Consider the following 21,536-nt stretch of genomic DNA (forward strand, 5'->3'; position numbering starts at 1 on the left):
CTTTCTTTATAATCGGGATTTTCTCTCGTCTGCATGACGATTTCCGGATTAGCAGTGACGATAAAACATTTCTCGCCATCCATCAGGTTGGGATACAAATGGTCCTGCAGCAGTTCTTCTTTGGTCGTATTTAAAAATTCAATATCCATTATCGTCAGTGAATCGTTCATCGTTTGCAACCTTCCCCTTTAAACCATTCGCTCATTAAAGCCTGTCCTATTAAGACCGTTGCCGAAGTGCTTTCACAAAATTGGTCAGCGGCTTATACTCGCTGTTAATCATTTCAAGGTTCTCAATCAGGATTTGCATGGTCAACAGAGCAATTGAAAAGATCAAAATAGAGCCCCAAACCGTTGTCATCGAGAATAATATCGCAGCAGCACTGAACATCGCACTCAGCGCATAAATCAACAGTACCGTCTGTTTATGAGTGAAGCCCGCCTTTATAAGCCTGTGATGCAAATGCGCACTATCAGGGCTTGCGATCGGCATGTTATTGATGTAACGCCGTACCATGGCAATCAGTGTATCAGATATTGGTACACCTAATATAAATATCGGGATGATAAATGAAATAACGGTAACATTTTTAAACCCGAGCAATGCCAATACCGAAATCATGTAACCTAAAAAAAGTGCGCCGGTATCACCCATAAAAATTTTAGCCGGGTAAAAATTGTAGCGTAAAAAACCCGCAGAGCTGAAAAACAGAATAAACGCCATCGTCGCCACATACACATCATTCATGATGACCGCCATCACGCCAAGGGTAAATAGTGCAATCGCAGAAACCCCTGCAGCCAGTCCATCAAGTCCGTCAATCAAATTAATCGCATTGGTCACACCAACAATCCATAAGATGGTGACAACTGAACTTAAGAATCCAAATTCAATTTCACCGCCGAACGGCAAGTTGATGAATTCCACCTGCAGACCGCCCCAGAAGACGATGAACACAGCTACACCAAGCTGGATAATGAACTTGGCTTTCGCTGACACATCAAACATATCATCAATAAAACCAAGACCAATCATGGCAAAACCGCCGATTATAATCGCCAAGTGATACTCACCCGCCGGCTGCAATATCAAAAGTCCAATCAAAAAACTTGCGAAAATAGCCAGCCCGCCCAATGTTGGAACCGGGGCCGCATGCACTTTCCGGTGATTCGGTTTATCGGTTGCATTCAATCGTTTCGAAAATCTTATAAACACTGGCGTCATAATCAACGACACCAGCATCGTTAATAAGGCCAGTAAAAAGATGTTTATCATTAGCCCACCTCATTTAAGTGAACATCTATCTGCACATAAGACAATTATATGGTAAAAATGTTTCGGTATTTTTTACATTCAATTTACATACACTACTCAACTATACATTATAAACCTTTTGGCTGAAAGGCGCTACAGAAAATTTCCGTTGCATCTTGTAAGTGTCCTATTTATTTGTAACGTTCCCCCTTGATGCGTAAACCATGCATGATATTTTTTGAAACCTATAACACGGAAGAATATACTGAAGGGTGAATCAAATACAACATCAAAATACATATAAATTGGAGTGACTGACATGCCATTAAACTTTGCACACCGCGGCTCTCTGACAGAAGCACCGGAAAATACGCTGCCCGCGTTCCAAAAAGCAATTGAGCATGGTGCAAAAGCGATTGAATTGGATGTCCAGCTGACAAAAGACAACCATTTAGTCGTATCGCACGACCATAAATTCACCCGTTTTAATAAAAATGTCACAGGACTGATTAAAGATTATACATGGGATGAGGTCAGACAAATTGATGTTGGATCGGCATTTAGCGAGGAATTTGCCGGCACTAACCTGCCGACGCTTGAAGACGTGCTCGATATCTGCCCCCACCATCTTTTCCTGAACATTGAAATAAAAAACATTCCCGTCATTTATGATGGCATTGAGCAACGGTTGCTTGATACATTAAGTCATTATAACCGGACGGAAAATGTGATCGTTTCCTCATTCGATCATGTTGCATTAAAAAATGTTCAGAACATCAATCCAGACATCGACCTTGGGATGCTTTTTTATTACCGGATGCTGAACCCATGGGATTACGCAGCCAACAGCGGATTAGCTATAAGGAGCCTCCATCCGAATCAGGTCTATGTTAATCAAACGTTTGTTCAAGAAAGCAAACGCCACGGCTACGAAGTTTATCCCTTCACCGTTAATGACGTTAATCGGTACGCGGAGCTGGTTGATTTCGGGGTTGATGGGGTTTTTTCGAATGAGCCGGGGGTGTTTGGTTCTTAAAATAGAAGAATCGCAAAGCAAAAACCCTGCAAATGCAGGGTTTTACATTATGAACGCTTACGCTTATACATATAAACAAGTAAACCTATAAGCAAAATCGCTAAGATAGCGACAATAACATATTGCATCATGTTATTGCTTTCATCAGAATTGGCTTTCTCATTCTTTACAGGTGAATCCTGTCCGCTTTCCTCTTTTAAATTGAACTCTGAAAGAGGTACAGCATAAACATTCGAATCTTGACTCCCAACAATCAACGTATCATTCATGATAATTGGTCCCGACGGTGCCAGTGTTCCATTTAGTTCTTTCTCACCCTTTAATTCGCCACTCTTGGCGTCAAGTGCATACACCATGCCCTTAGTGTTAGAAAAATACACAATACCATCCTGAGCTACTGGCGGGGCTTTCATGACCTCGTTCTCGAATTCCCAAAGCTTCTCACCCGATTTCAGATCATATGCATAAAATGTTTTCGTTATCGGACTCCCAACAAATATTTTATCCTCATAAATAATTGGTGCGCCGGATTTATTATTTTTAACAAAATCCCCTGTTCCTAAACTTTTCTCCCACAAGCGCTCGCCTGTCTCAGCATCAAGAGCATACAGCCAATGTTCCGGGTTATCGCTGTCACCTGTCAAAGCTGTTGTAACAACCACACCATCTGACACGGCCGGCGGCACATCGTCCAGACCAGCGAATACATCGGGGAATTCTGTCTGCCATTTGAATTCATCATTTGTTAAATCATAAGCTGAAAACGTATAAGGTGAAGGTCTGCCACTCCCTACGTATAAAGTGTCTTCCTTTATGGTCGGCGAGGACATACTCACAACATGATCAATACTCGACTTATTTATAAGCTCCCCAGTTTCATCATCTAATTGATATATGTGCTTGTCACCTGTTGCGGCATAGATATGACCATTATAATAAGCAGGTGTAGGCATGACTTCCCCTTCTGTATCATATTTCCAAAGTATATCTCCAGATTCTGCATCGAGTGCCAGCACGCCACTTTCTTCTGTTCCCCGTACGCCGCTATCCTGAAAATAACGATTTCCAAAACCGACAAACACAGTGCCCTCATGATAAATCATTTCCGAATGAACCCAGTTGGGAGCCTGGTTATGCCATAATTGCTCGCCTGTCTCTAAATCAAATGCAAATAAATCGCCAGTATTATGATTTCCGACAAAAAGTTTATTACCAACAACAACCGGTGTTGATCTGATTTCATCCTCCGTTTCAAATATTTGATTGTCCAGTGGTTCAGAACCATTATCAAAAACCGCATTTTTATCGCTGTTAAGACGGTACTGAAGCCATTCATCAGGGCCAAAATCCGCTCCCATTGTGATTACAGGCGATAATGTCAATGCAAGTAACAACCCTGCCATCCATGGAATTACATTTTTCATTAAGGTCCCACTCCTATTTTCAACTTTTTAAATGATTTTGAGGCAACCAAATGTGTCGCTCATTTAATGTGCCTCTGTACCAAATGTCATTGCCTACTTTTACAGTCCTGTTCACCTTGAACTCTGTGTCTCTATACGGTTCCATATCGTCGATGATTTTGTCTTTTTTTCCACCCCACGGATGCTCAAAGGCTTGTCCTGTACCTATAAAATGAAACGTTTTCTCGTCTGTATCAATTGCAATATGCTGTCGGCTGGACATATCACTTCCCTTCATCCACCCAACAATTCCATTCATGGCGCTAGGTTCTTGGCTCAAAAGATAGAAAGTTTCATCTTTATATGTGGCTTGTTTTTTAATATAGTAAACTTTATTTTTATATCTATCTGTTGGCTCGCCATCCGTCTCTTTTTTAGATGCTGCAGGGCTTGAATAGATATGGGAAACACCGCCCTTTACATGTCCGAGCCGGCTTGTCGGTTCTTCGATAAATTCAGTGATTTCTTCTGAATCCTCATGATCCTCTCCATTGTTATACCATTCATCGGGAATCTGGCCTTCCATTATCGACTGTTTATACCGCTCACGGTCATTATGGCTCAACTTTTTCCAAAATGAAAGGAAAGCTTCATATTTTGGAATCACCTCATCGACGGTGCCAAAAGCCCTCACTCTGCCATACTCAAGCCATAAGATTTTCTCGCAGAATTTCCGCATCTGGCCGAGTGAATGACTGACAAAAATCATAGTTTTATCCATTTTCTTGAATTCCACCATTTTTTGATAACTCTTTTCGGCAAAAGCTTTATCACCGACAGACAATGCTTCATCGATGATGAGAACATCCGGATCGACATTGACGGAAATCGCAAAGCCCAGTCTTGATTTCATACCGCTCGAATAAGATTTAACGGGTTGATCTATGAAGGTACCAAGCTCAGAAAATTCGATGATTCCTGGTTCCAAATCCTTAATCTCACTCTTGTTGAACCCAAGCATAAGCAGTTTCAATTCAATATTGTCCCTTCCGGATAATTCACCTTTCAGCCCCGAGGAAACGGCTATAAGCGATGTATAACCGTTAACTTTAACAGTGCCTGACGTCTCCGGTATAATACCCGCAATAATGTTGGACAGTGTCGATTTCCCGGAGCCATTAATGCCGATAAATCCGACAACATCACCCTTTTCCGCTTCAAAGGATACATCTGTCAGGGCATAAAAGTCTTTCCCATAGCTTTTAGGGGTCAACAAATCGCCAAGCCGTTCTTTCCCGTTATTATAAAGCTTGTATTTTTTGGATATATTTTTGACAGTAATTGCTTTATCCATGGTTATCACTAACCTTTATAAATAGTCAATAAAGTGCCGTCGAAACGTCATATGCAGTTTGGCTCCAATTAGGAACAACGCAAGCACCAATCCCCAGAAGAAAAGACTGTATTGCCATTCAATTATAAAATACCAGCCTTCTCCGAACAGCGCATACCTGTAACCTTGAACAAGGTAGTATAATGGGTTCAGCATCATGACATTCATGAGCGTTTGCCATTCACTCAAAATGGTGATTGGCCATAAAACACCTGATAAGTATAAAAACATTCTCAATGTCGAATTCAAAAACATGTGAACATCCCTGATGATTGTCGAAAGTGTCGATGTAATCAGCGATATGGAGAATATAAGTGCTAGTGCTGCAAATATGAAGTATATAAGCTGCAAGTAATAAATATTGATAAAGAAACCATTCAATTGAAATATGATAATGGTTATAGCAAGCATGACTAAATGAACATAAAACTTCGAAAAAATCACAAAATTCGGTATAATGCTCATCGGGAAATTCATCTTAGATAGGATTCTCAACCGGGTATAAATCGACTTGGATCCTTGAATTGTCCCCTGATAGAAAAATAACCATAGGAAAAAGGCAGCTACTAGCCAGTAGAAAAACGGTATCTCCGTCCCTCCTACTTCGACCGGTTCCCGGCTTCTAAGTGTTCCAAAGACAAACCAATAAATCAAGATCTGGATCGAAGGATTAATAAACTCCCAGGCCATTCCCAAGTAATTATTTTTATTTTGACTTTTTATTTCATACAATGATAGCCTGCGGATTAAATAAAAATGATCGATTTGTTCTTTTATGACAGTTATGGCCGTCTTCATAAAAATTTCCTTTCGAATTAGCAATGTACTCTTCTGAATTACAAATCCATTATAGCATTATACATTTAAACGGATTAAAAAACAATCAGATAAAGCTTATACCGCACAAGACGATATAAGCTTTCTTTTCAATCTACGAACACGTCTTTGGCAACACGTTCACTCGCTTGTCCATCTTCCAAGTAGCAAAATCGTTTATAGAAGTTTTGAGTCGTTTCTGACGGTTTAAAACCATTCTGATCGATCTCCTGTATAACATCCAGAATCTCATCAGTTGTCTGGACCAGCGGACCCGGCGCTTTAGCTTCAAAGTCAAAGTAAAAGCCACGCAGGTTATCTCTGTATTCCTCAATGTCATACACAAAAAACAACATGGGGCGTTTCAAGTTCGCATAGTCAAAGAACACGGAAGAATAATCCGTTATAAGCATATCGGAAATTAAATACAGCTCCCGGATGTCCTCGTGGAATGATACGTCGAAAACAAATCCTTGAAAATCATCCACATCAAGCTGCTCGGCAACCAAATAGTGCATCCGAAGCAAAATGATATAGTCATCTCCAAGATGCTTCTGCATTTTTGCCAAATCCATTTCCAATTGAAATCTGTATTTCCCTTTACCATAAAATTGATTATCCCGCCAAGTTGGCGCATAAAGGATCACTTTTTTATCAGTAGGTAAATCAATACGCTCTTTAATGCTGCGAATTGTTTGTTCGTTGTTATCGTTGATTAAAAAGTCATTTCTCGGATATCCACTCTCTACCATTTCCCCTTGAAATTGGAATGCCCGTTTAAAAATTTCTGTTGAATAAGCATTCGGCGAGACAAGATAATCCCATCTACTTGTCGCTTTGACAAAATTCCGTTTATACTTCACCGAATTTGTGCCGGGCATATGTACTTCATCCATATCAACCGCTAGACGCTTCAGAGGGGTGCCGTGCCATGTCTGCAAATACGTTGTATGTTTTGGCTTCGGAATCCATAAAGGAAGCCTGCTGTTGGAAACCCAAAATTCAGCTCTTGACATCAAAATGAGCCATCTAATCGAGAACCTTCTCACATAATTTACATTCTTATCCTCAAAAAACTTGGTATGCCGTCTGTCAGCACTCCAGTACATTTGATACTCCGGATAGTTTTCAATCAAGTATTCATAAATTGCGCGTGGACTGTCACTAAATTGTTTGCCAAGAAAACTCTCAAACATAATTGTATTCTTTTTAACAGGCAATTTACCAAGCAGAAAAAACGCTAATTTGTACGCTTGCAATAGTTTATCACTTCGTCTGGTTTTCACCCATTTATTCTTAACTGATTTTTTTAGTTCACGCTTAAAATTATAATAGGACATTTGGAACGAAAGATACTTCGAGTACTTTGTCGACTTCACCAGCAGTTTCGCTTTCTGGTTATGGTAATTGATGACTTTTTTTTCAGGTAATTGGATAGAGGTATGATCAACTCTCACCCGTGAGCTACGCATAGAAAACATTTCACTATCTTTTAAATATGTTATTTCCAAATGAAATTTAAAATAATGTTTCTGATCTAAGCTTAATGTAGCTGGTATATCAAATTCACCCTTTATTCCGCAATGAACAAGGTTATCATTACCTTCATATTTGTCTTGCAAATCATGTCGTTCAAACCGTTCCAGAGGGATAATATACTCTTCTTCAGACGTGTTATCTGTAACAATTAAGCTGATGTCTTTTATCTCATAATCATCAGTCTTATAATAAGGTGGAAAATTAAAATAACCGGAAAATATAAGGTCGTTCTCAGTTAAGGCAACCTCATCAAACATTCCATAAGTAAAATAATCATTCATCCTAAATGATAACTTCCCTTTTTTTGTCCTAAATGGATAAAACATCAACTCTTTCTCAGGAACAACAATAGTTGAAAAGCGAATGTCATCGTAATTACTGGCAATCCTGCTTCGCTTTTGATAGCCATCTTCATCTTCTCTGACGAGATATACATTCCAAATATCATTTTCTAAAAATGTATTTTCATAATCGTTAAAAGGCAAGAATAACTTAAATACCCGAAATTCATTTTGTTTTTCAGTCTCTGTGGCACTGATTGGCAATATATGCCCTGTTTCTCGTTCTTCCAAGGTAAAATGAAATTTGTGATACTTTTCCAGGAAGCTTTCTTTAACAGGGACCTTTATCAAATATTCGTTATCTTTTAGGGCCAGTTCCATGATCTGTTTATTTTTTATGTTATTTATGTGCATTTGGGAGTTTTGCCCCTTTCCATGTTGCGATTCTATTCACTATTATATGGTTATAAAAGCTGTTTATCAATTTAAATTTGATTTCAGTCAGTTTTCAGAGTTATACTTAGGAACTTACATGGATTTACAACTTGGCTATATAATCGACGACCTAGGAGGCCTTTTATATGAAACCGTTAATAAACCGAATAAATTCCGTTCTATTAAGCGACAAAAAATTTGCCAACAAAGTCAAATATAACAAACAGGGCTACTATATTCACAGACAAAATAAAAATAAGAACTTTCATGTTACCGTCATCATGCCTGTTTTCAATTCAGAGGAAACAATGACAAGAGCAATTGACTCTGTCATCGATCAGACACTTGGTTTCGAAAATATTGAACTGCTCATTATCGATGATCAATCTGAGGACAAGTCGAGGGCAATTTCTCTTTCTTATTCCAAAAAATATCACAATATTAATCCGATATTTTTAAAAGAAAATTCAGGGAGTCCTTCAACACCTAGAAACCTTGGTATTAAATTAGCTAAAGGTGATTATATTATGTTCCTGGATTCTGATGACTGGCTTGATGAAAATGGTGTTAAATCCTTGTACGACTTACTTGAAAAGACAGGGAACAACTATGCAGTGGGGAAAACCATTAAAAAAACGGATAAAGGACAGTATATTATCGGAGAATATAACAGCTGGGCAACAAGGGAATCCATTAACCCCTTTTCAATTGGCGCGATTTTCCATCATCTGGCGCCGACCGGCAGAATGATGAAAACTGACTTTCTAAGAGAGCATCATATCATTTTTCCCGACATGCCCTTTGCTGAAGACAAACAATTCTTTTTCGATGTATTGACGAATTGTGACTTTATTTCAACAAGTGATGAAGTGATTTATTACGCCAATAGATATAAAGATAATGAAAGTTTCACGAAAACAACTTCCATTTTTGAAAAAACGGACACCAATATTGCACTGATTAAGTATGTCATCAGCAAAAAGCTTCCACAGCATATCGAAAAGATGATGCTGAGCCGACTATATGAATTTGATTGTATTACAAGACTGTTCAATCGCGAACATTTCCTGAAATCAAAGAAAAAGGAAAATTATTACCGCAAATTTGAAGAAGTCATGGCAACTGCTGACAGATTGCCGTATGATTTTAAAGATGTTATCAATGAGCCATGGCACAAAACTCTCGTTGATTTATTTTTGAAAGCAAGATACGATGACATCATCACTTTAATCAAATGGAGCCGAAAAGAACAGACTAAGGATTATTTTATTGAAGACAACATCCCATACTACAAGCTTCCTTTTATTGATCAATACAGCAAGGCACGAATCAGAACGATAGCTGTCCATCATAGCTCTATCCGAAATGATGATAATTTGACCGTTCAATTTAATATGTACGGTGACGACGTAGACAAAACTGAAGCACTTGTGCTCAGACGGCGTCATGATGATTTGAATGAAATGGAATTTGACACCTACCGGATTACAAATAATCTGTTTGAAGCTAAGATACCTTATCAGAAACTGGAAAAACTGGCCAAAGTTAGTTATGCTATATTTATCAAATACGATGGGTATAAAAAATCGGCTATAAGAATGAACGCACGAAATATTGTTAACTATAAAAAGAGAAAGTTTGACTTTTATGTTACAGTTGGAGACAATTTTGGAATCAACATAGATTAACACCATTATAATAACTTTTTACCATTCTTTTCCCTTTGCACAATTCCAAATAGGGGAGTCTGAGTCCTCCCAAACTTTAAAATAATCCTGTTCCACAATAAAGTAGAACAGGATTTATTATTTTAAAGCACTTTTGATAACCGAATACTAGTGTGCAAGAAAATGCCACTTTTAAAATAAAATATTTGATGTTTTATATAAAACCAAAGTATAAGCTCTCTTACACGTGATTAAATATCATTTAATAAACTAAGCCAACAGTTAGAATAATCTTTTCTGCTAAACCGTTTGCCAACTTCTAAGGCATTTTTTGACAAGTCGTCTCTTAAACTTTTACTATCCATTATTTTTATTACTTTATCTGCCAGTTCTTCTATATCACCTTTAGCAACTACATATCCATCAATACCATCCCTAACAATATCATAAGGTCCGTACTTTGAATCGTAAGTCACAGCAGGCGTACCATTCACTAAACTCTCTGCTAAAACCATACCAAACCCCTCATAATCCGATGTGAGAATGGAACATGCAGCTGATTTATATACTGCGGATACATCTTCGGCATAACCTCTTAATTTAACATTATCTTGTAGCTTAAGATCCTTAATTAAATTATGTAAATTCCCCTCTTCTTTCCCAAATCCATATATATGATACTCGGCAGATGGAATGTTTTCAACAACTATTTTAAATGCTTTAATTGATTGGTCTAATCTTTTTTGTTTTTCATATCTTGCCAAAGTAACTGCCTTATACGGGTTAAAGTCATCTATCGACATATTTTGTTCATTTTTGTTTACTTGTTTAGCAGGATGCGGAATAACAACTAAATTGCCTCTTTCCCCAAATAAACGTTTCACATCGTCTTTTTGTTCTTGAGTAAGAAAAACAACCTTATCAAAGTTATCCAAGTTATCAAACAATACTTTATAATTTTCTTTAACCTCTGCTGTGTTATCAAATGGTTTGTTAAAGTGATTGTTATGGATAACTGCCACTCTTTTTAAATTATTATGCTTCAATTTTAATGCTAACCAATCCATGTCGCGTTTATCCGTCATTATGACAGGTTGTTTAATCTTTTTCAATTTGTTTTCAATCCAGTATTTCTTTAACTGTTCCATTGTTTTGAATTCCTTTGGGGATTTACCATGAAGATTAACTCTACCTGTTTTGCCTGTATTGGGGTCTGCCCATACGGATGCATAACACTTCCCTTTATTATCAAAATATCGGTGTAATCGTGGTTTGTTCTTAACGATATCCATATGGCTTATTCTAGTTACATAACCTTGCTGATTGTATTCTTCCCTTTTAGTCCGATGCCTTGCCTCACTCATATAATCTATAAACTGCAAGCTTTCATCTTGATTAAAACGCTTATACATTACATAAAGACCATTACTGTAGTATCGATAAGACGGATACTCTTTCTGTTTGGTGTCTTTAAAGACGGTATACCCTTTTGCTTTACCTGTTTTCGTTATTCTATTTTTCTTATTATATTTCTTATCGGTATTTAAATCCTCAAACATGTTATGAACTTCGACGTTTCGGCTTAATAAACCTTTGTTATAAATTTCTTCTATTATCTCTTGATGATTTTGTTGAAATGAAAGAGTTAAAATAATAACCCTTTTATACTTAGCAACCAAAGTATTAGCTCTTGTGAAAATTGCTTTGGTCAACCCCCCTCTTTTGATGTCTACAGAATTACTTAATATAATTGGAGTTACATTTTGCATAATAATTCCACCCTTTATAAAGGTTCTAAAATTTTTCTAACTATATATCTCTCTTATAAGTATTTAATAATGTTCAAATAATAACGTATCACATGAGCATGATATGCTTTAATCCAGTAATTTTACTGCTTAGACTTCGCTGGGTTTATTGCCATTTTTTCAAGGTAGTCTAATAATGGTTGTCTTAGTTCATCATGGGATAGAGCAATTTCTATTGTTGTTTTAATAAAACCAAATTTCTCACCAACATCATACCTCTGACCACTAAATTCAAACGCATAAACATTCTGAATTTGATTTAGCTTCTCAATTGCATCTGTTAACTGTATTTCACCACCTGCACCTATTTTGTGTTGATCCAAGTAATCAAATATTTCAGGTGTCAAAATATATCTGCCCATTATTGCTAGGTTAGATGGCGCAGTTTCACGTGGAGGCTTTTCAACAAACTCACTTACTTTATAACGATTTCCAGTCTTTACAGCAGGCTTAACTATACCATATCGGTGTGTTTCAGATTCAGGAACTTGTTGAACCCCAATCACTGAAGACTCAGTGGAGTCATATTCATCAATAAGTTGTTTAAGGCACGGCTTTTCGTTTTGAACAATATCATCACCGAGTAAAACAGCAAACGGCTCTCCGGCAATAAAATTTTTTGCACACCAAATAGCATGTCCTAAGCCCTTAGGTTCCTTTTGTCTTATGTAGTGAATGTCTACGCTGGCTGATGCTCTTACTTTTTCCAGGAGGCTAAATTTTTCTTTTGCTTTTAAATTTTCTTCAAGTTCTGGTGTATAATCAAAATGATCTTCAATAGCTCGTTTACCTTTACCTGTCACTATAATAATATCTTCAATTCCAGATTCAATAGCTTCATCCACTATATATTCAATCGTAGGCTTGTCTACTATTGGAAGCATTTCTTTAGGCATAGCTTTGGTAGCCGGAAGAAATCTTGTGCCTAATCCTGCCGCAGGGATGATTGCTTTTTTAATATTCACGTTCATTCTCCTTTAATTACTTTTTAAATGATTTTTTAGACTAGTGAGAAATTATGATTTTTATACATGTCAACTTATCCTTTTCCCTTGGTAAACCTCTGTATTACAACATGACAAACTTAAAAAAGCATAGGAATTCTATTCTTTATGATAACATTAAAAATTTAATCTATGTCATCTTTTTAAGTAATAATTTCCAAACACTATCTTTGGCTCTCGTGTCTGAAGTAAATCTAGAAATAAATGTATCTTTATATTGTGCATGTTTCATAGTATACTAATTATGTGATACTATCTAGTTTTAAACTGAATATTAGTTTATTCATTATTTAAAATAACATATCTTTAAAATTGGAGGGTTACATGGAATGAAAAAAGTGATCACGTACGGCACATTTGATTTACTTCATGTAGGTCACATCAATATTCTGCGACGCGCTAAGGAATATGGTGACTATTTAATCGTGGCCATTTCGTCTGATGAGTTCAACGCTATAAAGCACAAGGAAGCCTATTACACGTTTGAACAGCGCAAAATTATTCTTGAAGCAATCCGTTATGTGGATGAAGTAATTCCGGAACATAAATGGGAACAAAAAGTTGAAGACGTTCAGAAACATGATGTCGATGTATTTGTAATGGGAGATGACTGGAGAGGTGAATTTGACTTCCTCAAGGACTATTGTGAGGTCGTTTATTTACCAAGAACAGTAGGGATTTCAACAACCCAAATCAAATCTGATCTGAATCAGACAAAAAATGGTTAGAGAACTGGCAATAACACTATATCTATCTGTTTTTCGTGCAGTATTCATCATTTTCAAACAGTTACCCCAAAAAACGAAAACAACATTTGTTGCTTCATTTGGGGAAAATGTTTTGTATACTGTTAAAGAACTCGAAAAACAGACAAATGAAGAAGTTGTTATTCTCAAAACTTCCCATTGCAAAACCGATTTTGGATCCGCACGTTTAACGCTAAACTTTAAAGCTAGTAATCTTGCTGACTGGATTCGTTCCGTCTACCACTTAGCAACGTGTGAAAAAGTTTTTGTCGATAATTACTTTGGTTTTCTGGCCGCAACGGCATTTAAATCAAATGTTCAGTGCATTCAGCTATGGCATGCTGCAGGAGCGATCAAACAGTTTGGGTTAAAGGACCCGGTAATACAAGGGCGTACCTTAAGGGCTTATCAGCGTTTCAAAAAGGTTTACCGGCAATTTGACAAAGTAGTCGTTGGTTCTGAACGTATGTCTTCTATTTTTCGTGAAAGTTTCAATCTATCCGATAACAGAATCCTGCGGACAGGTATACCGAGAACCGATTTCTTTTTTGATGAAGTAGCTAAAAAAAATGTTCAAAAGACTTTGGTTGAGGAATACCCCGTTATCAATGAAAAAAAAGTCATACTATATGCACCAACTTACCGTGATGGTTCACTGAATTCAGCAGAACTGGAGTTAAACATTAATAAAATGTATCAGGAGCTTAAAGATAAATACGTTTTATTCCTACGGTTGCACCCAGCAGTTAATGGTGAATTCCAGAATAAATATCCGGGATTTGTTGTCAATGTTTCCAGCTATCATAATATGAATCATTTATTAATTGTAACGGATTTGTTAATAACGGATTACTCATCGATACCTTTTGAATTTTCATTATTGGACAAACCAATGGCCTTCTTCGCCTATGATTTGGATCAATATACACTGGATAAAGGGTTTTGGAAAGCTTATGAGGATCTTGTGCCAGGTCCCATTGCAAAAAACACCCCTGACTTGATTGATATTATTGAAAATGAGACTTATGATATGGATCGGATCAGAAGCTTCGCATTCCGATGGAACGAGTATTCACAAGGACGTTCAAGTGAACAACTGATTAAAGCAATTTATACAGAAGAGAAACACTATGAGGTTGTCAATGAAAGTGTGAAAAGCTGACCGAGATCCTAAGAAGACTCGAGTCAGCTTTACTTCCAGACACTTTATGGCCTATTAACATTAGTAATGGCATCGAAAATCCGTTCTCTATTATTTTCGTCAATATTCGAGAAAATAGTTTCTTTCTTTTTTTTGATGGCTGATTTTTCTTTAAAATCATTTTCAATATTCATTTCAATTGCATCAATCAAAGAATTTTTGTCAGTGTATGTTTCTCCCAGGAATGTTTTGTTAGCAGGCCTCAACAAGCCGTTCTTGAAAAATTGGTCAAAGTCAAAATGGTAAAAAAGCACAGGTTTTCTCATGTAATTAAAGTCAAATGACACTGAGGAATAGTCCGTTATCAGTAATTTATTCCTGATCAGAAGTTCCTGAACATCTGACTGGCCAAATTCGACAATATTGGTATTGGCAGATGCCCATTCATAAAAATGGTGCACTGATGGCTGCATCCGATAATGAACATAGAAATCCAATCTGATATCATGCTTTTCTAACAAATGATTTAATCTGCTGTCATTCAACAATTCTTTATACCTGTTGAAGTATTCTGAATCTATAAACGTGTCTTCTTTAACCCAATCCCGCCACGTTGGAATCAGTAAAATTGACCTTTCTGTCTCATGCTTCCCCATTAATTGATCGAAACGGGACAATCCGGTTATTTTCACCTCTTCGGAATTATAACCCATTTCTTCTGTCACCAAATTAAATTCCGGTTTCGAGCTGACACAAAATACTGTAAAAGGGTACTTGTAATATTTCTTGTGATAATTTACCTTTTTTCGACCTAGAATGCCATGCTGTAAAAATACACGTTGACCTTCCTGATAATTCGGCCAGTCAATAGCCTTAGTCGGCAAAATATACTCCAGATCATGGGATCCTATAAACGTATAAGCAGTTGCGGCTAACTTAAAATGTTTCAGGGACCCAAAAGTAATAACATTACCCAGTCCCCGCAGATTTTTCCTATCCGGTGAATCAGCCGTAATAACATAGTATATGTCTTTCTTAGGATAGTGCTCCCTACAGAACTTAAAGAAATGATAGCCTGTATCCTGCGCTGTATCTGGTCTTTCACCAATTAGCCATACATCTTTGCCGCTGCTTTTTTTGACGCGAGCTTGCCGGTATTTCATATACATCATTTTGCAGAAGGAATAAGTATAAGCTTCTAGCTTCAAATTACCGCCTGGTGTAAAGAGCAGAAAAGTTCTTACCATTTTTAGACGATATCGTAATAAATCAGAAACCAGCGGTGAATCCACAAAATAGCTGTATTCCTCACATCCCAGATTTCTTTCCTTCTCCTGATTACGATAAACGAGACAGATAGAAAAATCATAGATATCTAACTCATTTTCCATCATGGCAGTGAGTTTTTTCAAGGGGATTGATACGTTAAAACCTGAAAATCGATAATCATCTTCAATTGATGCTTCCTCCGGCTCCAGATTACAGATCGGGAACGACATTTCTTTTTCTGAATTGCGCTTCTTTACTTTTATAAATCGTTCCAGCTTGTCCGGTGAATCAAATTTGACCAGATCAAAATAAGCAAATCCTTTGAAATTGACATGTTGATTTTCGATGGAATACGAGACAATATCCCGCTTCATTTTCAATTCTGTACATTTTATGGAAAGATTTCCTTTTATAGTTGGATAAAGACGAATCTGATACACTTGATCATCTTGTAATTCAACACATGTATCCTTCTCAAGTGTCTCATCCGTTAAATGAATACGAAACAAATAGGAAGTGCCGTTCCGTTTAACTCTCACGTATACATCCCATCTTAGGTTTGTGATGTTTTCAGGGAGTATATCATCGTAATTAATTTTTAAATCTGCACATATCTGATTTCCTTCCAATTCGAAATACAACGGCGCTTCATATTGGTTATCGCTGTCCCTCTCTTTTATAAGAAGTTCAAAACCGGAAGCAGAATCAACAAAATCATTGCCAGTTATCGTTCCGCTCAAATAAACAATTCTTTCATTCAAGATCTCCCTCTGCTGAACAATTAATTCCATAGAAGGCCTGAACACAACCGTTGACAGTGAATCTCGTTGGGTTATGTAGCATTTATAACCATATGTCACATCTTTACTATTGAATACCGATATCCGGTTCCACTCAAAGATACACTCATCTTCAATTTTTAGTCTATATTTCTGTTCATTATTATATAGTAAATAATAATCCCAGGTCCCTTTTTCAATATCTGTCTTATGAAAATCAACTGTTGTTTCCCAGCAATTGCTCCCCAACCATTTTAACGAGAATGTAAAAAACGTTTTGGACTTTCTTTTTTTCACCATTAATTGAATGGTATCTTCGTAGGAAACACCTGATTTGATTATGCCTTTAATAACTAAATGACTATACTTGCTCATTTCAACTGAGTGAACGATATGTGTAAAGGAAGCTTCCAGCGCGGTCACTTGATAATCACCCTCCCTTTTTTAAACAGCTGTCCCTTAAACCATCTATCTTAATATAGATTATATCAAACTATGTATATGATAGTCTTGTGTAAAAAGAGATCTCAATAATTTTATCAACTGGTCTGCAATGTGCACTTGCTAAAGAAATCGAAAGCACAGACAAACGAAGAGGCTGTTAAGCAAACCCAAACATGAAACCCAGGGGTACCCCCTTGAAGGTTTCATGTTCTTATTTGTTATTATTTTCGGTACCCTTCTCGTTATCTTCCTTATTATTTGTTTCTTCTTTTTCACCAGATGTTTCTTCATCAGAATTATTCTTTGACTCTTCTTCGGACGGTTTTTTGTTATCCTCTTCTTTTGCTGACTCTTCCCCCTCTTCTTGTTTGTCATTTTCCGCGCTTTCTTCATTCTCTTCAGTTTTTGAACTGCTTTCTTTTTCTGTTTTATTTTCCTCTTTATCTAAATTCTGATCTGAACCGGACGATGTCACATTATTGGGCGTGTCGTAGGAATTGGATTGTTTTTTTGAGGTGTCCGAAGACTCGCCAGAACTCGACTTTGACGATGAATTAACCCCTGTTTTTGGGCTGTAACTATAGGTTTGACTGTCTTTATATTCTAGTTCTTCTGTTACTGGATAATTGTTTTCACTCTCATCGTTATGTCCTCTTTCTTTTATTGCTTCCTCAACTGATTCTTTTTCGTCAGGTTTTTTCTTTACAATAGCTTCTTCTTCGTCCGAATCCTCTTTTTGCGCAAGTCTTTTTATTGAATCTTTCTTTTCATGGATGTCGGTGTTCTTATTATGATGAACTTTGTCTGTTTTTATTTCTATTTCTGTCTTTGCATAGGTACCAACGCTGTAATTATGTAATACAATGATAGCTGTAACAGCAATAATGCCCATAATATTTCCCGCTACTACCAATGCTTTTACTTTTTGCCTGTCCACGAAATCCCTCCTAATCTAGTTTATAAACATCATATAAAAAATATGGTTGAAAGTAAATTCTTACTACGACTTTTATCGCTCTTATATATCTTATTGGCGAACTTCTTCTTTTTCATTATCATTTGTTTTTTTGGATAAAATAGGTTCAGTAAAAAAGCAACACAAGATTGAATTTTAATGATAAACTTACTAATGGATTTATATATTATACGAGGAGGAAACATCTTGAAAAACAAGGGCTTTCTATTAATTGTCATAAGTATTTTAATATACACTGCTATAGTCTCAGGCGTCACTTATATGGTTATCAACCCTGGAGACTCTGTCGCTGAGTCTAAAGAAGATAGCTCGAAGGAAAAAGCGGGCAACCAAAAAGATTTTGAGTATAGTCGACAATCGTTTGATGAATCTTATAACTGGATTCCACTGGATATCAAACTGGAAGAGGACAAGGATACGTATAATCTGCAATCTCTCACGACAGAAGCGAAAAATACTTTGGATTTACGTAGTCTATCGGGACACGATGTTCAAATCAATGGCGAAGATGTCAGTGGACAGGACAGTTACACCTTCACAATCGATGAGATTAGTGCTGACAACAACTTAACCGTAACTGTGGATGGAAACAATTATACGGTTCGAACAATGCCTGAGGAAATGGAAGGCTATGATTACGAAAATAATGGTGCTGAAGATGGCTACTATTATTTCACCTATGAATCGCATATTGTTAAATTAAACACAGATGGTGAAATAGTTTATTACAAAGATGTCGGAAAAGCATATGATTTTAAACTAAATAAAACTGAAAACGGCGACATCTACTACAGTTACCTTGTTCAGAACAACGGCCAAGAGGAAGTTGATGGTATCGGGTATAAAACAACTAAAGCCGTCATAATGGATGAAAATTATAATGTAGTAGACGAAGTCGAATCTCTTATCCCAAACAAAGAGGTTGATGCAAATCCTTTGGAGAATCATGAGCTCATTGTACTGGATCTGCATCATTACATTATCAGCTCTTATTATCCGAAAGAAGTTAATAATATACCATCTGATATTGATCAGAATAAATTTGGTTCCCGTGTGATGGCTCCAACGTTACAAGAAATCAAAGATGGCGAAGTGTTGTGGCAATGGCAGAGCACCGATTATCCTGAGCTATATGAATTGAGTATCGAGCATAATGATTTCACAAACGAACATGGTAACTATGCAGACTATGTGCACTTTAACTCATTAGCCATTGACCCAGAAGATAATAACCTTATTATTTCGGCCCGCAATATGAGCAGCATCATTAAATTAAACCGGGATACCGGCGATATCATGTGGGTTTTAGGCGGGAAAGCCGATGAGTTTGGGTTGTCCGAGGAGCAAAAATTCAGCCGTCAGCACAAATTATCATTTTTGAGTGATGGCACAATCCTTCTGTTCAACAATGGCAATGTCCTGCCAAAAGCACCATATCCGGTTGTTCCTGAGGACAGTCCATTACATGACAAAAAAGAAGAAACGTCGATTATGAAAATTAAAATAGACGAAGAAAATAAGGAAGTTCTTAATTATGAAAACTACCCGACCGGCGAGTTTTCCGGTACACGAGGATCTGCACAAATGCTCGATGAAGCGAATAATATTGTATTAATCGGCTGGGGCAGCGGTGAGAACAATGACGCTACCTTTACAGAGAAAAACTTATCAACCGGTGAAGAACTGTTTGTATTTTATCCTAAAGATGAAGACGATATTAGTTACCGTTCCTATAAATTCGATCAATAAAGCGAACAATGGTTCCTTAGTATGAAAAGGATTGGGGATAAACGTTTTCAACCCGCTGAATAGCAACATTCAGCGGGTTTTTTTGCTGACTATATAAACTTATACACTGCCACATAACATACTCTGCAGTTTTTTGTTCCCATCATTAAATACAGGGTAGTCGCAATAATTGGAATATGCCTTCGTGATTAACATTCCCCAATCAATACATACTATAAGTAATATGACCCTTACGCTAATTGGGAGGCTGTCCAGATGAAAAAAGTCATCACATACGGAACATTTGATATTCTGCACACCGGGCACATCAATTTATTACGCCGTGCCAGAGACTATGGTGACTATTTGGTTGTTGCCATTTCGTCAGATTCGTTTAATGCTTTAAAAGGAAAGCAGGCGTATTATTCGTTCGAACAGCGAAAAGCCATTTTGGAAGCTGTGCGTTATGTGGATGAAGTGATTGCGGAACATGTATGGGAGCAAAAAGAAGACGATGTTAAAAAGCACCACATCGATGTGTTTGTCATGGGTGACGACTGGAAAGGCGAGTTCGATCACTTAAAAACGTTCTGCGAGGTTGTGTATTTACCCAGAACAGTTGGCATTTCAACGACAAAAATTAAGACGGATTTGAATCGAAATGGTTAGAGAAATCGTCATTACCGTTTATCTTTTTGTTTTTCGCGCACTCTTCGTCCTGTTTAAAGTATTTCCCAAAACCGCTAAAACAACATTTGTCGTGTCATTTGGTCATAATGCCTTATATACGATGAGCGCGTTGGAGAAATTAACAGATCAGCACATCATTATCTTAAAATCCCGCAAGTGCTGCATGATGTTTCAGCCAGCCCGGCATCGCCGGATCATCATGTTTCAATTCCCTTATATCCTCGACTGGATTCGTTCGGTTTACCATTTGGCAACATCTGAGAACGTTTTTGTTGATAATTATTACGGATTCCTTTCCGTTACGGATTTCAGTCAACAGACACAGTGCATCCAATTATGGCATGCCGCTGGCGCCATAAAAAAATTCGGGCTTAAGGATCAGCAAATCAAAAACCGCCACCCGATAGCCTGCAGACGATTTAAAAACGTCTACAAACGTTTTGATTATGTTGTTGTGGGTTCGGAAAAAATGACTGCCATTTTTGCGGAAGCTTTTCATGTACCAGCCGAACAACACTTGAGAACGGGAGTACCGCGAACCGATTTCTTTTTCGACGTGGCGGCCCGAAAGAAAACAGAACAATCACTGACCAATCAGTTTCCGATTATCAGGGAAAAGAAAGTCATCCTATATGCTCCAACCTATCGTGATGATCAACTGAATACGGCACATATCAAACTGAATATCCGGCAGATGTATACCGACCTTGGAGATGAGTATGTACTCTTTCTCAGCCTTCATCCAAAAATGACGAGCAACACCACTAACGACTGTCCAGGTTTTGTGTATGATATTTCCCATCTTGATAATATCAATCATGTTCTTGCCGTAACGGATATTTTAATTTCCGATTACTCGTCTGTTCCCTTTGAATTTTCATTGATGCATAAACCAATGGTGTTTTATGCGTATGATTTGGAAAGTTATGCTCATATGAAAGGGTTTTGGAAGGATTATGAAGATCTCGTCCCAGGACCTGTGGTAACAACGACAGATGAGCTGATTCGTGTTATCACCCATCATGAATTTAAATTAGAACAGGTTGAAGCTTTTGCAAACGAATGGAATCACTATTCAACAGGCAATTCAAGTGAGAAGTTAGTTCAAAGACTGTACCAATGAACAC

At 37.3% G+C, this 21,536-nt stretch carries 16 protein-coding genes; 7 read left to right on the forward strand and 9 right to left on the reverse strand.

Annotated features, from left to right (window positions below; translation table 11 throughout):
- Positions 1-219: 219 nt before the first annotated feature.
- Positions 220-1,275: a glycosyltransferase family 4 protein gene (locus IEW67_RS12555; RefSeq protein WP_188633425.1), complete on the reverse strand. Its 1,056-nt coding sequence runs from the start codon at positions 1,273-1,275 to the stop codon at positions 220-222.
- 298 nt (positions 1,276-1,573) lie between these two features.
- Between IEW67_RS12555 and IEW67_RS12560 the strand changes: the two genes are divergently transcribed.
- Complete coding sequence (locus IEW67_RS12560) at positions 1,574-2,290, forward strand: glycerophosphodiester phosphodiesterase (protein ID WP_188633426.1); 717 nt, start codon at positions 1,574-1,576, stop codon at positions 2,288-2,290.
- A gap of 47 nt (positions 2,291-2,337) precedes the next feature.
- Here the strand turns inward: IEW67_RS12560 and IEW67_RS12565 are convergent, their stop codons facing one another.
- From IEW67_RS12565 to IEW67_RS12580, 4 genes are all read right to left on the reverse strand, one after another.
- Positions 2,338-3,714 carry an outer membrane protein assembly factor BamB family protein gene (locus IEW67_RS12565; protein ID WP_188633427.1) on the reverse strand — a complete coding sequence of 459 codons (1,377 nt, stop codon included), beginning with the start codon at positions 3,712-3,714 and terminating at the stop codon, positions 2,338-2,340.
- A gap of 19 nt (positions 3,715-3,733) precedes the next feature.
- Positions 3,734-5,047, reverse strand: coding sequence for a teichoic acids export ABC transporter ATP-binding subunit TagH (gene tagH / locus IEW67_RS18410; protein WP_188633428.1), 1,314 nt, complete (start codon positions 5,045-5,047; stop codon positions 3,734-3,736).
- 15 nt (positions 5,048-5,062) lie between these two features.
- Positions 5,063-5,884 carry an ABC transporter permease gene (locus tag IEW67_RS12575; protein WP_188633429.1) on the reverse strand — a complete coding sequence of 274 codons (822 nt, stop codon included), beginning with the start codon at positions 5,882-5,884 and terminating at the stop codon, positions 5,063-5,065.
- Between the two features lie 128 nt (positions 5,885-6,012).
- Positions 6,013-8,136 carry a CDP-glycerol glycerophosphotransferase family protein gene (locus IEW67_RS12580; protein ID WP_188633430.1) on the reverse strand — a complete coding sequence of 708 codons (2,124 nt, stop codon included), beginning with the start codon at positions 8,134-8,136 and terminating at the stop codon, positions 6,013-6,015.
- Positions 8,137-8,303: 167 nt separating this feature from the next.
- Between IEW67_RS12580 and IEW67_RS12585 the strand changes: the two genes are divergently transcribed.
- Positions 8,304-9,845 (forward strand): glycosyltransferase family 2 protein, encoded by a 1,542-nt coding sequence (locus tag IEW67_RS12585; RefSeq protein ID WP_188633431.1) that lies wholly within the window; start codon positions 8,304-8,306, stop codon positions 9,843-9,845.
- A 230-nt stretch (positions 9,846-10,075) separates the two neighbouring features.
- On the opposite strand, the gene IEW67_RS12590 is transcribed toward IEW67_RS12585, so the two are convergent.
- Both IEW67_RS12590 and galU read right to left on the reverse strand, forming a co-directional pair.
- Positions 10,076-11,593: a glycosyltransferase gene (locus IEW67_RS12590; protein ID WP_188633432.1), complete on the reverse strand. Its 1,518-nt coding sequence runs from the start codon at positions 11,591-11,593 to the stop codon at positions 10,076-10,078.
- 122 nt (positions 11,594-11,715) lie between these two features.
- Positions 11,716-12,597 (reverse strand): UTP--glucose-1-phosphate uridylyltransferase GalU, encoded by an 882-nt coding sequence (gene galU, locus IEW67_RS12595; RefSeq protein WP_373288537.1) that lies wholly within the window; start codon positions 12,595-12,597, stop codon positions 11,716-11,718.
- Positions 12,598-12,965: 368 nt separating this feature from the next.
- Between galU and tagD (IEW67_RS12600) the strand changes: the two genes are divergently transcribed.
- Together tagD (IEW67_RS12600) and IEW67_RS12605 are read left to right on the forward strand one after the other, a co-directional pair.
- Positions 12,966-13,364 carry a glycerol-3-phosphate cytidylyltransferase gene (gene tagD / locus IEW67_RS12600; protein ID WP_188633434.1) on the forward strand — a complete coding sequence of 133 codons (399 nt, stop codon included), beginning with the start codon at positions 12,966-12,968 and terminating at the stop codon, positions 13,362-13,364.
- Between the two features lie 112 nt (positions 13,365-13,476).
- Complete coding sequence (locus IEW67_RS12605; protein ID WP_188633435.1) at positions 13,477-14,544, forward strand: CDP-glycerol glycerophosphotransferase family protein; 1,068 nt, start codon at positions 13,477-13,479, stop codon at positions 14,542-14,544.
- Positions 14,545-14,588: 44 nt separating this feature from the next.
- On the opposite strand, the gene IEW67_RS12610 is transcribed toward IEW67_RS12605, so the two are convergent.
- Together IEW67_RS12610 and IEW67_RS12615 are read right to left on the reverse strand one after the other, a co-directional pair.
- Positions 14,589-16,994 (reverse strand): CDP-glycerol glycerophosphotransferase family protein, encoded by a 2,406-nt coding sequence (locus tag IEW67_RS12610; protein WP_188633436.1) that lies wholly within the window; start codon positions 16,992-16,994, stop codon positions 14,589-14,591.
- Positions 16,995-17,226: 232 nt separating this feature from the next.
- Entirely contained in the window at positions 17,227-17,952 is a 726-nt protein-coding gene (locus IEW67_RS12615; protein ID WP_188633437.1) for a hypothetical protein, read from the reverse strand.
- Positions 17,953-18,177: 225 nt separating this feature from the next.
- On the opposite strand from IEW67_RS12615, the gene IEW67_RS12620 reads away from it, so the two are divergent.
- The 3 genes from IEW67_RS12620 to IEW67_RS12630 all read left to right on the forward strand — a co-directional run bounded on the left by IEW67_RS12620 (position 18,178) and on the right by IEW67_RS12630 (position 21,532).
- The gene (locus tag IEW67_RS12620; RefSeq protein ID WP_188633438.1) at positions 18,178-19,740 is read left to right on the forward strand and encodes an aryl-sulfate sulfotransferase; all 1,563 of its coding nucleotides are present in this window, start codon (positions 18,178-18,180) and stop codon (positions 19,738-19,740) included.
- A 255-nt stretch (positions 19,741-19,995) separates the two neighbouring features.
- Positions 19,996-20,388: a glycerol-3-phosphate cytidylyltransferase gene (tagD, locus tag IEW67_RS12625; RefSeq protein WP_188633439.1), complete on the forward strand. Its 393-nt coding sequence runs from the start codon at positions 19,996-19,998 to the stop codon at positions 20,386-20,388.
- A complete protein-coding gene (locus IEW67_RS12630; protein WP_188633440.1) occupies positions 20,381-21,532 on the forward strand; it encodes a CDP-glycerol glycerophosphotransferase family protein in 1,152 nt (383 codons plus the stop codon). Before tagD (IEW67_RS12625) ends, IEW67_RS12630 begins: the two co-directional genes overlap by 8 nt.
- Positions 21,533-21,536 lie beyond the last annotated feature (4 nt).

This window comes from Lentibacillus kapialis (genome assembly GCF_014646635.1).
Lineage (GTDB): Bacteria > Bacillota > Bacilli > Bacillales > Amphibacillaceae > Lentibacillus > Lentibacillus kapialis.